Raw genomic sequence first — 11,619 nt, forward strand, 5'->3', positions numbered from 1 at the left:
AGTAATGCATCTCCACAACCAAGCGAATGGCTTCTGCTTTTTCCTCTGACGTGACAACCCGATAACCCATGATGCTTCCTTAGATCGACGCTCCTACATCATGGTCTAAAAAAATTCGACCGCAACACGGCAGCTCCTACATGGAATGCGTACACCTGTAGGAGCTGCCGAAGGCTCGGGCCTCGTTCGGACGATCTTTTGTACATTTACAACCGAATCACATGCCCTTCCACCGGCGCGACCTGTCCATGAAACAAACGGGAAATAACCACCTGCGCCGCTTCGTAACCCTGACTTTCTATAACCTCCATTAACGGCGGTTCACTGCCCGTCACTTTCTTGAAAAACGCCAACAAGCCAGCACCAATATGCTCACTAACCCCTTCCGGCCCCCAATCGGCATTGCGCTTGCGGATCTGGATCGGTGCAAAAAAGAACACCGGTTGCGGCCCCGCTATGGCCGTCAATCGTGCCTCATCGGTACTTTGTGCCGATCCGGCGAAGCAGCTGTAAACCAACTGCCCGGCAAAATGCTGGTGCACCCGGTCGCGTAAATCGAGGTCGCCGGAAAAGTCCACGTACAGCGTCGGACGGTCATTGGGCAGGCTTGCCAGTTCCGCGTAAGACACCGTTCGCTCATAACAACCAAGCGTTTCGACAAAAGCTTTATTGCCGGCGGAGGTCAGCGCCACCCGTTCCAGACCCGGATGATTACCCAGGCAAACCGCGGTGCCATAGGCGGTTTTGCTCGACGCGCTGGAGAACACCAGTCGAGTGGCGCCGAAGAACTGCTTGTCCTGCAAAAAATCCGCGAGCATTGAAGAGGTCAAAAACAGTGGTTTGAGCAGAATCTGCAGGTTTTCGGTTGCCGGGCGGTAGTACGAATCCCAACTGCAACGGGTGTATTGGTTGTAGGCCGAAGTCAACCCGACTCGATGCTCGGCGCCATCGTAGAAACCCCGTTCAGTCACCCGCTCCGGACGCATCCACAAATGGCTCGCGATCGGGAAATACCCGTAGAAGCGCTCCCCAACCTTGATCCCTGGCACATCGGACGCCACGACATCAGCGAAACCCCAGGCCGGAACGTGGCCCCATTCCGCCAACCCTGTGGGAAAGAATCCCCAGTAGTTCATCGAATTGCCATACGCGGCGTAGGTAATGTTGTTGGTCGTCAGCGCGCAACGATCAATCTTCAAAATCACCTCGCCGGCCGCCGGAACCAGGCTTCGTTGCTCCTGTTCGATCCGGCTCTGATCGAGGGCGTTTTTACGGGTTATCAGCCGTGTTACCGTGCTTGAACCTTGCATCCTTCAGTCTCCTGCTGCGCAAATGTGGCGGGTAGCACCAGAGTAAAGCCAGCCGATGAAGAACGGGTTCGGAAACATTAAGGGCAGCGCGCCCACCCTAAATCCCCGTGCAAAACCGCTGAAACGGCCGACTCAGGCCCGGGCCGTTTTCACCGTCGAAGCGATTTACCAGGCTTTTGTTCGGATTTGGCAAAGGGATGGTTGGTCCGGTTTGACCACTCGGGAAGTGGCACTCGAAGCAGGCGTTGCGATCGGTACGCTGTACGATTATTTCCCGAGCAAAGAGGCGCTGCTGTCCGGTTACATCCGGCATCGGCTGGATGCCTTGTTGCAACAGATGGACGAGTTGATTGTGCAAGCAACCGAGTTGGATTGGCACACCCGGATCAAACGCCTGATACGTCTGACCTGCGATCCCGACGACGACCACCAGCCACTGTTCAACCATGCCGTGCTGCTCATCGAACACCAGTTCGCCGAACCCAAACATCATCGAAGGGTGTTCGATGAACTGTCGCAGAAATGGCACGAAGCCTTTGCGGCTTGTAGTGACTTGCCGGTGCCGCCCTCGCAAGCCACCGTCGACGCGTGGGTCATCATGGCTTGGGGCGGCCGGCGTTATTGCGTCACCGCGCAACCCGCGGCGGCGCAAACCGCCGCATGGTTGTCGGAAATGGAAACGATGATCTGTAGCCGACTGGTCAGCGCTTCGTAAGCCGCAGCATCAAAGCTTTTTGTGCTGCTCGACCCACTTCCCGTAGGCATCGATGAATTTCTGCAAGAACGGTCTGACGGATTCGGACAGGTTACCCGCCTCGTCGAACGCCGAACCGGCACCACCGAGGTAGGCTTCCGGTTGCTGCATCATCGGTACATCAAGAAACACCATGGACTGGCGCAAGTTGTGATTCGCGCCGAATCCACCGACCGCGCCCGGCGAAACACTGATCACCGCACCTGGCTTGCCACTCCAGGCACTCTGGCCATAGGGACGCGAACCGACGTCGATGGCGTTTTTCAGCGGGGCTGGCACCGAACGGTTGTATTCCGGGGTGACGAAGAGCACTGCGTCGGATGAGCTCACTGTTTGTCGGAAAGTGCTGTAGGCTGCCGGCGGTGCAGCACCATCGATGTCTTCGTTGTAGAGCGGCAGATCACCGATTTCGACAATATTCAACTTGAGGTTGGCCGGCGCCAGATCCGCCAGCGCCAGGGCGACCTTGCGGTTGATCGATGCTTTGCGCAGGCTGCCGACCACTACGGCGACGTTGTAGACATTGCTCATGGAAGACTCTCGATTGTCCGTGGGGGGAGCCTGTAGTTATAGATGATCAGGCGACGGTTCAACCAGTGAACACAGGTATATCTGCGTCCTGATTATTTTTTTTATGTCGGAAAACTTACCGTACTCGGTGGCGGTCTATCCAACCGCACATTGAGTGATTTATCTCCAGAGGTTCTAAGCAGATGGCAGCAGTACTCGTCGGTCAGTTCCATGCAAGAGACGCGGAAGGCCGCATTTATTCCGTACATGAGTTCCAGGAATCCACCCCGCCGGCAGACGGATTCGCCCCCGTCACCACGTACAAGCTGGCCATTGGCGATCGCGTAAACAAGGTTGATGAAGATCAATTTCTGCTGGTGCAATCGGGCGTGACCATCATCCGTGAACCGGTAACGAACGTCGCTTCATAACTCGACGTTATGAGCAGAAGTCATATGCGCAGACTTGGGTTAGGATTCAGCCACTGACTCCTTTCACTCGCTGAACATGGACTTCACGCATGCGCTTACGCCATATCGAAGTGATCCAGGCGCTCCTGCAGACCGGTCACCTGGGCACCGCCGCCGAATGGCTGCAGTTGCCGGTGGCCGAAGTCGAGCGCATTTTGCGCGACGCCGAGGATCAGTTGGGTTTCATGCTGTTCTCCAGCGTTCGCGGACGCTTGCAGGCTACGCGTGAAGCCCGGGCGTTGCAGGTCGAAATCACCCGCGTCTACGATGCGCTCGAACCGCTGCAACGTCTGGCCAGCAGTCTCAAGCAATACCTCGCCCCGCCGTTACGCATCATCTGCACCCCGCCCCTGGCCCAACAATTGTTGCCGCAAAGCATCGCTGCGCTGCGCCGACGACTGCCCGACGCGCCTTGTACGCTGCAGAGCCAACCCACTCGCGATATCGTTCGCAGCTTGTTGCTGCGTGAAAGCGATCTGGGCCTGAGCCTGCACGATCCCGAGCACAGCGATATCCATTGTCAGGCGATTGCTCAAGGCAAGCTGCAACTGCTCGCCCCGCACGGCTGGCTGCAACCGAAGCAGAAATACATCTCGCTACAGGACCTGGCGGGCCAAGCGATGGTCGGCCTTGAGGGTCATGACCCGCTCAGCCCGGCGCTTGAAAACAAGCTGCATGCGCTGCGGCCGGCGCCGGTCATCCAGACCCGGGTTCAGACACACCAGATGATGCGCAGCATGGTCGAGGCCGGTGAAGGCCTGGCCATTGTCGATCCCTTCACCGCCCTCGGCGCCAAGTCGGCCGGGCTCGATGTTTGCCCACTGGCGCCAGCGGTGCCGGTCACCCTTTACGCCCTGACCCTGAAGAACGATGAGCCCTCACCCGCCATTCAGAGCTTGCTGGCGATCATCACGGAACAAGCCGCGGCGATGCTGGCGAGCTGAGCGGATTTTCCAGCGGGTTATCGAACAATCGATACCAGAACAGCGCCACTTCGGCCGTATTGGGATCGATGCCGCGATAGCGCAGGTGATCAATGCCGCCAATCACATAGCCGCTGCGCTCATACAATCGACAAGCCCCAAGATTGTTGTTCTGGGTTTCGAGCATGATGCCCGGCAGCTTCTTCTTGCGACTCCAGAACTGCGCCACATCCAGCAACGCCTTGGCCACGCCATGGCGTCGTGCCGGGGCATGCACCGCCAATTCGTCGATGTGGGCAAAGCCGTTCCAATTGGTGCTGATCACCAGGTGGCCCACGGGCTCATCGTCCAGATACGCCATGAAAATCGCACTGTCGGCAGCGTCGCGAAAACTGCTGAACTCCTCGGGATCGATGCCATAACACTTGCGATAAGGGGTGATCGGCGTGACCCGCCACTGCTCCACCGGCTGACCTATTTCGGGTGTGCCGTAGGCGGCAACTTCAAAACTGAAATCACTGCCCCAGATATAAGCGGCAAAGCCTTCGTCGGCCACGCGCACCGACAGCCCTGGGTAATTCGGATTTATAACCGGTTGCATACTGGGAAAGGTCCTCATTCCTTGATGCAATCGACGGTGTAGTGCCGTCCATTGCCCTCGTCTTCGTGTTGCAAGCCGTGCACGTCAGCGACGAAACCGGGGAAGCTGCTATCGAACGTGCGAGCAAACGCCAGGTAGTCGATGATCGAGCGGGTCGACTCGGTAAAACGTTCGCCGGGCATGATCAACGGAATTCCGGGCGGGTACGGTACCAGCATGACGGCAGCGATACGCCCGTCCAAAGCATCGATCGACACCGCTTCGACTTCGCCTCGCACCAGTTGATCATAGGCGTCAGCTGGCTTCATGGCGATTTCCGGCAGCACCGTGTACATGCGCTTGAGATGCTTGGCCGTGGCGTTGCTGCGATAGCAGGCGTGCAGTTGATCGCACAAATCGCGCAGGCCCATGCCCTGATAGCGCGCGACATTCTGTTGCGCCACACAAGGCAGGCAGGCTGCCAGACTGACGTTGGCGTCATAACTGCGTTTGAATTCGAGTAACTCGGTGAGCAGCGTGCTCCATTTGCCTTTGGTGATGCCCATGGAGAACAACACCAGGAACGAATACAGGCCGGTCTTTTCCACCACCAGCCCGCGCTCCCAGAGGAATTTGCTGACGACGGCGGCCGGAATCCCACGCTCACTGAGTGCGCCGCCCGCGGTCAGTCCCGGCATCACCAGGGTGACCTTGATCGGATCGAGCAACACGTAATCGTCAGTGACGCCGCCAAAGCCGTGCCAGTCGACCTCCGGTTGCAGCAACCAGTCTTGGGTGACAACCCGGTCGATGCCTTCCACCGAAGGTGGCTGCCAGATGGAAAACCACCAGTCGTCAGCGGCAATGTGTTGGCGCAGGTTGGCCAGCGCCCGGCGAAAACTCAGGGCCTCATCGAACATTTCCTGCAAAAGCGAACGCCCGGCCCCGCCTTCCATCATGGCCGAGGCGACATCCAGCGAGGCAATGATGCCGTACTGCGGCGACGTCGAGATGTGCATCATGAAGGCTTCGTTGAAGCGATCACGGTCAAGCTGCCGCGCGCCGCCGTCCTGCACATGAATCATCGACGCCTGGCTGAAGGCCGCCAGCAGTTTGTGGGTGGAATGGGTGGTGAACACCAGCGGGCCGTCGTCGCTGCGGGACGTGCCCATGCCGTAACGCCCGGCAAAAAACTCATGGAACGCCGCATAGGCGTACCAGGCCTCGTCGAAGTGCAACACCTCGACACTGTTGCCCAGTTGCTGCTTGATCAGCTCAGCGTTGTAGCAGAGCCCGTCGTAGGTCGAATTGGTGACGACCGCAAGTTTGACCTTGGGCGCCCGGCCTCGGGTCAACGGGCTGGCGTCGATCTTGGCCTGAATCGACTCCACACTGAATTCACTCAGCGGGATCGGGCCGATAATCCCCAGTTCATTACGTTCCGGACTCAGGTACAACGGAATGGCACCAGTCATGATGATCGAATGCAGCACCGACTTGTGACAGTTGCGATCCACCAGCACCAGGTCATCGCGAGCGACCATGGAGTGCCAGACGATCTTGTTGGCGGTCGACGTGCCGTTGATCACGAAGAAGGTGTGATCAGCGCCGAAATTCCGTGCCGCGCGGGCCTCTGCTTCTGCCAGCGGACCGGTGTGATCCAGCAAGGAACCGAGCTCCGGCACCGACACCGACAAATCCGACCGCAGGGTGTTTTCCCCGAAGAACTGGTGGAACGCCTGCCCCACCGGACTTTTGTGATACGCAACGCCACCACCGTGACCGGGGGTGTGCCAGGAATAATTGGAGTCGGCGGTGTGTTGCACCAAGGCCTTGAAGAACGGCGGCAGCAGGCCATCCAGATACTTGCGCGCGGCGCGGGCAACCTGGCGGGCGAGAAATGGCACGGTGTCTTCGAACAGATAAAGGATGCCGCGCAGTTGATTAAGCTCAGCCATCGCGTCGGCGGGGGCGTTTTCCAGGGTCACCTGTTCGCCCAGGGCGAAGATCGGCAGATCAGGGGCTCGCACGCGCGCCAGGCCAATCAGCTCGGCCATATTCTGTAACAAATGAGAATGGGCGCTGGCGTCTTCCGCTGCGATCAACATGCACGAAAGGCCGTGATGGGTCGAAGCCACCAGGCGCCCTTCGGTGTAATCCACGGCCGAGACAATGCTGAAACCTTCTTGCTCCAGCTCCCGGGCAATCCCCCGAACACGATCACCGGCGACGGTGTCGGCCTTGATGTCGCGGTGGACGATCAGGACCGGGAATTTCAAATCTTTGTACATGAGGCTCAGTATCCTGAGGCGGCAGACCAGAGCCTGCCAATCACCTCAGGGTAGAGGGTTGGAGCGGATGTGGCGAGCGGGATGCCCCATCCCGGACGATGAACGCACCCTTTTGTAGCGAGGGAGCTTGCTCCCGCTCGGCGGCGCAGCGGTCAAAAAACCTGCGAATTTTCTGTCACTGGAAAAAATGCGGGGGCCGCTTCGCGACCCAGCGGGAGCAAGCTCCCTCGCCACAAAAGCTTGTATTTCTAAGCCTGAGCTTCAGCCTCAGCTTTGGCTTCAGCCAGTTGCACCCACAGCGCCGGAGCACCGGCGGATTTGGCAATGACTTCCATACGCGCCGCGTGTCGGGCCAGATCGTCTTCGCTGGCGCGGATGATGCGCGTTGGCTGTCGGTCCGCTGGCAGGCGTCGGATTTCTGTGGCCGAGTTATCCGCACCTTCACCGGAGCCATTGCCATCGGACGCATTACCGGCCAACGACAGACTGGTCTGCCCGCCGGTCATGGTCAGGTAGACGTCGGCAAGGATCTCGGAGTCGAGCAAGGCGCCGTGCAGTTCACGGCCGGAGTTGTCGACGCCATAGCGTTTGCACAAGGCATCGAGGCTGTTGCGCTGCCCCGGGTGACGTTCCCGGGCCATCATCAGGGTGTCGAGGATCGAGCAATGCTGCGTGATGTCAGCGCGATCCTGCTGACCCATCAGGGCGAATTCGTTGTTGATGAAGCCAACGTCGAACGCCGCGTTATGGATGATCAGCTGCGCGCCCTTGATGAACTCGAAGAATTCTTCGGCCACTTCAGCGAAACGCGGCTTGCCCACCAGGAATTCGTTGGTGATGCCGTGGACGCCGATGGCGCCTTCATCACTTTCGCGGTCCGGTTGCAGGTAAACATGGAAATGCCGGCCGGTCAGGCGCCGACCGATCAACTCGACACAACCGATTTCGATAATCCGGTGGCCGTCGGTTACCGGCATGCCGGTAGTTTCGGTATCGAGTACAACGGATCTGGTGGCCATCTAGTGCTCAGCTCTCAATCGGTCAATCGTGCAAAAGCGCGGATCTTAACATGGGGAAAACCGTCCCTGTAGGAGGATCGTCGTCAGGCTTGTTTGTAGCCGCGCACTTCATCCACCCCACGGTTGGCCAACTGGTCGGCCCGTTCGTTACCGTGGTGACCGATGTGCCCGCGCACCCACTTCCAGGTGACGTTGTGGCGATTGACCTGTTCGTCAAGCATCTGCCACAGGTCGGCATTCTTGACGGGCTCTTTGGCCGCGGTTTTCCAGCCGCGTTTTTTCCAGTTGGCCATCCACTCGTTGATGCCTTTCATCACGTACTGGGAGTCGGTCACCAGCAGCACGTCGCAGGGACGCTTGAGTTCTTCGAGGCCGCGAATCGCGCCCATCAGTTCCATGCGGTTGTTGGTGGTATTGGCTTCGCCGCCCCAGAGTTCTTTTTCAACGCCCTTGCACACCAGCAATGCGCCCCAGCCGCCAGGGCCGGGGTTGCCTTTGCAGGCGCCGTCGGTGAAGAGTTCTACGCTATCGCTCATGCCATCTATCCAGAAAATGCGGTGGCTCGCCAATCAACGATCGACGACGCCCGAGACCGGGGCAACCCCGGCCGAAAATAAAAGTGTGTATTACGGTTCGATACGACGACGGTTGACCTTGGCCATCGGCAACGGAATCAACTTGCCCATCGGTTCGCGGCGTTCTTGTCGCACGGGTCGCAAGCCGACCACGATTTTGCGCGCCACCAATAAATAGAAGCCGCCACCCGACAATTGCCAATCACCGGCCTTGCGTTCCCAACCGGCCAGACGGGTCTGCCAGGTGGGCGAAGCAAGCGGCGGACGATAGCATCCGAAGCGGCGTTTCTCCAGCGCGAAGCCCAGCAGGTTCAGCCAGTCGGCCACCCGTGACGGCGAAATGCAGCGGGCTTTGCGCAACGCATCATGAGCAAACACATGACGCAGGCCCCAACTGCTCCAGGGATTGATCCCGATGATCAACAGATGCCCGCCGGGCCGCACGCTGCTCGCCGCTTCACGCAGCAATCCGTGGGGCGACAGGCAGAAATCCAGACCGTGCTGCAACACCACCACGTCGGCGGCATGCTCGCTCAATGGCCAGGCCTGTTCCTCGCAAACAATCTCGACCCCAGGCAACGGCGCACCCAGGCGCACATTGCGCTGAACCTGCGGTGCCGGTGGCGGCGTCTGCGCGGACGGACCGTAGTGCACCAGGTAGCCGCCGAAGAAACGCCCAAGCTCGTCTTCGAGCATGCGCCGTTCTTCATCCAGCAAAAACTGCCCGAGGGGACCGGACAGCCATTCGCGGGCGGCGCTGATCAACGCCAGCCAGTCAGGATCGGCCTGAGCGAACGCTTTATCAGTCATTGCATTCTCCAACGCGCCAGGAAGTTCTAAGATGCGCCATTGTTTACCGCTTGGCGAATCCGACGATGATACAGATCACAGCCCTGCCCGCCTTCACCGACAACTACATCTGGTTGTTACAAGACACAGACGCCCAGCGCTGCGCGGTGGTCGATCCGGGCGATGCCGCGCCGGTGCAAGCCTGGCTCGCGGCAAACCCGCAATGGACCCTGAGCGATATTCTGATCACCCACCACCATCATGACCATGTCGGCGGTGTCGAACAGCTGAAGAAAGCGACAAACGCGAAGGTCTACGGCCCGGCCAGCGAAACCATCCCGGCGCGGGACGTTGCGCTCAAGGATAACGACAGCATCAATGTCCTGGGCCATGACTTCGAGATCATCGCCGTCCCCGGCCATACCCTGGGGCACATTGCCTATTATCATCCCGACCTGCTGTTTTGTGGCGATACCCTGTTCGCCGCTGGTTGCGGTCGTTTGTTCGAGGGCACACCTCAACAAATGTACACCTCGCTGTCGCGCCTCGCGGCCCTTCCCGAGGAGACGAAGGTCTACTGCACGCACGAATATACGCTGAGCAATCTGCGCTTCGCCGTCGCTGTCGAACCGGGTAATCCGGACACCCTCGAACGTCTCGCTGATGTCACTCGGCAACGGGAAACCGGGACCATCACACTGCCTTCCACGATAGCCCTGGAAAAGCGCACAAACCCGTTTTTGCGCACCCGTGAAACATCCGTTAAAGAAAAAGCAGATGAACGGACCGGCACCGATAACTCCGCGCCCGATATAGTTTTTGCTGCTCTACGAGCCTGGAAAGACAAGTTTTGAGCGACTTGCACGATGGTCCTAAAATTCTGAATGGTTGACCGCCGGGGGTGCGCTTTCTAGAATCGCCCGACATTTTTGCCCGGAACTTACTTCCAGCCAATGTCGTCATCTATTCGTAAAGCCATCAACTCGGACGCTTTGTCCCGCCTGGCGCAAGCCATAGCGGTGGCTGTGTCCGCGACATTGGCAGGCTGTTCAAGCCATGTGCCGCAAACCGACGCGGCACACACTCCGAATATTGCCGCGCGCGCCAAGCAGAAGCCCGTCTGGCTCAGCGAAAAGCCGAGCCCGCAGATTCCGCAGGACGTCTGGGAGCGCATGCGCCAGGGCTTCCAGTTGCAAGACGGGCTGGGCGTCAACCCACGCATCGAGCAGCAGCGCCTGTGGTTCGCCAGCAATCCATCTTTCCTGGAAAACGCCGGCGAACGCGGCAGTCTCTACATTCATTACATTGTCGAACGCCTTGAAGAACGCAACATGCCGCTGGAGCTGGCGCTGCTGCCAGTGATTGAAAGCGCCTACAACCCGATGGCCTATTCCCGGGCCAATGCGGTTGGCTTGTGGCAATTCATCCCGTCCACCGGGCGTTACTTCAACCTGCGCCAGACACGCTTCTACGATGGCCGTCGCGACATCACCGCTTCGACCAACGCCGCAATGGACTACCTGACCCGTCTGCATGACATGTTCAACGGTGACTGGTTGTTGGCACTTGCCGCTTACAATGCGGGCGAAGGTACGGTCAGCCGGGCAATCGAGCGTAACGAAAGGCTTGGCCTGCCAACCGACTACTGGAACCTGCCGCTGCCCGCCGAAACCCAGGCCTATGTGCCGAAGTTGCTGGCCCTGTCGCAAGTGGTCATGGCGCCTGAAGCCTACGGCGTGAACCTCAACCCGATCGCCAACGAACCGTACTTCCAGGTCGTCGAAATCAACCAGCGGATGGACCTGTCCAAGGTTGCAGAAGTCGCCAACATCGACGAAGACGAACTGTTTCAGCTCAACCCGGCATTCAAGCAGCGCACCACCCTCGATGGCCCTCAGCATCTGCTGGTGCCGACGTCCAAGGCGCAATTGCTGACCACCAGCCTGCAAACCATGCGGCCTGAAGAGTTGATCAGCAAGAAACAGCTCAAGCCGGTTTTCGAAGGTGCAAACGATACCCAACTGGCGAGCGCCAAACGCAGCTACAAGGTCAAGCGCGGCGACAACCTCGGCTCCATCGCCAAGGCCAACAATGTCGACGTCAAGGACTTGCAGCGCTGGAACAAGCTGAGCGGCAAGAACCTCAAGCCTGGGCAGACGCTGGTCATGCAGGACACCAGCAAACGCAACTCCGGGCGTATCAACACCGTCGTCGCAGCCAAGTCCAAGAGCAAGGACAAGAAACCGCAGTCGCAATACAAGGTCCAGCAAGGCGACTCGCTGTACATCGTGGCCAAGCGCTTCAACGTTGAAATGCAACACCTCAAGCGCTGGAACCCGCGCGTTGGCCAGGCGCTGAAGCCTGGGCAGATGCTGACGGTGTCCAACCCGCATTAAAA

Annotated in this window: 12 protein-coding genes; 5 read left to right on the top strand and 7 right to left on the bottom strand. The window is 59.0% G+C overall.

From position 1 onward, the window contains the following. Positions 1-206: 206 nt before the first annotated feature. On the bottom strand, positions 207-1,310 hold the full coding sequence (locus KGB21_RS12685) for a DUF2855 family protein (RefSeq protein ID WP_223505278.1): 1,104 nt from the start codon (positions 1,308-1,310) through the stop codon (positions 207-209). Between the two features lie 55 nt (positions 1,311-1,365). On the opposite strand from KGB21_RS12685, the gene KGB21_RS12690 reads away from it, so the two are divergent. Beyond that, the gene (locus KGB21_RS12690) at positions 1,366-2,025 is read left to right on the top strand and encodes a TetR/AcrR family transcriptional regulator (protein ID WP_223505279.1); all 660 of its coding nucleotides are present in this window, start codon (positions 1,366-1,368) and stop codon (positions 2,023-2,025) included. A 9-nt stretch (positions 2,026-2,034) separates the two neighbouring features. Here KGB21_RS12690 and KGB21_RS12695 read toward each other — a convergent pair whose 3' ends face one another. Next, on the bottom strand, positions 2,035-2,595 hold the full coding sequence (locus tag KGB21_RS12695; protein ID WP_223505280.1) for an NADPH-dependent FMN reductase: 561 nt from the start codon (positions 2,593-2,595) through the stop codon (positions 2,035-2,037). A 182-nt stretch (positions 2,596-2,777) separates the two neighbouring features. Here KGB21_RS12695 and KGB21_RS12700 point away from each other — a divergent pair, with 182 nt between their 5' ends. Beyond that, complete coding sequence (locus KGB21_RS12700; protein ID WP_223505281.1) at positions 2,778-3,005, top strand: hypothetical protein; 228 nt, start codon at positions 2,778-2,780, stop codon at positions 3,003-3,005. 89 nt (positions 3,006-3,094) lie between these two features. Beyond that, entirely contained in the window at positions 3,095-3,988 is an 894-nt protein-coding gene (locus tag KGB21_RS12705; RefSeq protein WP_223505282.1) for a LysR substrate-binding domain-containing protein, read from the top strand. Here the strand turns inward: KGB21_RS12705 and KGB21_RS12710 are convergent. From KGB21_RS12710 to KGB21_RS12730, 5 genes are all read right to left on the bottom strand, one after another. Next, complete coding sequence (locus tag KGB21_RS12710) at positions 3,954-4,568, bottom strand: GNAT family N-acetyltransferase (protein ID WP_034146470.1); 615 nt, start codon at positions 4,566-4,568, stop codon at positions 3,954-3,956. The two genes, KGB21_RS12705 and KGB21_RS12710, sit on opposite strands and share 35 nt — an antisense overlap. Before the next feature lie 14 nt (positions 4,569-4,582). After that, on the bottom strand, positions 4,583-6,838 hold the full coding sequence (locus tag KGB21_RS12715) for an Orn/Lys/Arg decarboxylase N-terminal domain-containing protein (protein WP_223505283.1): 2,256 nt from the start codon (positions 6,836-6,838) through the stop codon (positions 4,583-4,585). Positions 6,839-7,086: 248 nt separating this feature from the next. Beyond that, positions 7,087-7,857 carry a DNA polymerase III subunit epsilon gene (gene dnaQ / locus KGB21_RS12720; protein WP_223505284.1) on the bottom strand — a complete coding sequence of 257 codons (771 nt, stop codon included), beginning with the start codon at positions 7,855-7,857 and terminating at the stop codon, positions 7,087-7,089. Positions 7,858-7,940: 83 nt separating this feature from the next. Further along, positions 7,941-8,393: a ribonuclease HI gene (gene rnhA / locus KGB21_RS12725; protein WP_223505285.1), complete on the bottom strand. Its 453-nt coding sequence runs from the start codon at positions 8,391-8,393 to the stop codon at positions 7,941-7,943. Positions 8,394-8,483: 90 nt separating this feature from the next. Further along, positions 8,484-9,242 carry a methyltransferase domain-containing protein gene (locus KGB21_RS12730; protein ID WP_034146530.1) on the bottom strand — a complete coding sequence of 253 codons (759 nt, stop codon included), beginning with the start codon at positions 9,240-9,242 and terminating at the stop codon, positions 8,484-8,486. 65 nt (positions 9,243-9,307) lie between these two features. Between KGB21_RS12730 and gloB the strand changes: the two genes are divergently transcribed. Next, complete coding sequence (gene gloB / locus KGB21_RS12735; RefSeq protein ID WP_223505286.1) at positions 9,308-10,075, top strand: hydroxyacylglutathione hydrolase; 768 nt, start codon at positions 9,308-9,310, stop codon at positions 10,073-10,075. Positions 10,076-10,174: 99 nt separating this feature from the next. After that, positions 10,175-11,617 (top strand): transglycosylase SLT domain-containing protein, encoded by a 1,443-nt coding sequence (locus KGB21_RS12740; protein WP_223505287.1) that lies wholly within the window; start codon positions 10,175-10,177, stop codon positions 11,615-11,617. The last annotated feature ends 2 nt before the right edge of the window (positions 11,618-11,619 follow it).

It is taken from the genome of Pseudomonas sp. GL-RE-29 (genome assembly GCF_019947275.1).
In the GTDB taxonomy this organism is placed as follows: domain Bacteria; phylum Pseudomonadota; class Gammaproteobacteria; order Pseudomonadales; family Pseudomonadaceae; genus Aquipseudomonas; species Aquipseudomonas fluorescens_A.

What these genes read in the sequence shown, in the direction of transcription:
- KGB21_RS12685 (WP_223505278.1), bottom strand. Translation starts at nt 1,310, where the DNA reads ATGCAAGGTTCAAGCACGGTAACACGGCTGATAACCCGTAAAAACGCC.
- KGB21_RS12690 (WP_223505279.1), top strand. Translation starts at nt 1,366, where the DNA reads ATGAAGAACGGGTTCGGAAACATTAAGGGCAGCGCGCCCACCCTAAAT.
- KGB21_RS12695 (WP_223505280.1), bottom strand. Translation starts at nt 2,595, where the DNA reads ATGAGCAATGTCTACAACGTCGCCGTAGTGGTCGGCAGCCTGCGCAAA.
- KGB21_RS12700 (WP_223505281.1), top strand. Translation starts at nt 2,778, where the DNA reads ATGGCAGCAGTACTCGTCGGTCAGTTCCATGCAAGAGACGCGGAAGGC.
- KGB21_RS12705 (WP_223505282.1), top strand. Translation starts at nt 3,095, where the DNA reads ATGCGCTTACGCCATATCGAAGTGATCCAGGCGCTCCTGCAGACCGGT.
- KGB21_RS12710 (WP_034146470.1), bottom strand. Translation starts at nt 4,568, where the DNA reads ATGCAACCGGTTATAAATCCGAATTACCCAGGGCTGTCGGTGCGCGTG.
- KGB21_RS12715 (WP_223505283.1), bottom strand. Translation starts at nt 6,838, where the DNA reads ATGTACAAAGATTTGAAATTCCCGGTCCTGATCGTCCACCGCGACATC.
- dnaQ (WP_223505284.1), bottom strand. Translation starts at nt 7,857, where the DNA reads ATGGCCACCAGATCCGTTGTACTCGATACCGAAACTACCGGCATGCCG.
- rnhA (WP_223505285.1), bottom strand. Translation starts at nt 8,393, where the DNA reads ATGAGCGATAGCGTAGAACTCTTCACCGACGGCGCCTGCAAAGGCAAC.
- KGB21_RS12730 (WP_034146530.1), bottom strand. Translation starts at nt 9,242, where the DNA reads ATGACTGATAAAGCGTTCGCTCAGGCCGATCCTGACTGGCTGGCGTTG.
- gloB (WP_223505286.1), top strand. Translation starts at nt 9,308, where the DNA reads ATGATACAGATCACAGCCCTGCCCGCCTTCACCGACAACTACATCTGG.
- KGB21_RS12740 (WP_223505287.1), top strand. Translation starts at nt 10,175, where the DNA reads ATGTCGTCATCTATTCGTAAAGCCATCAACTCGGACGCTTTGTCCCGC.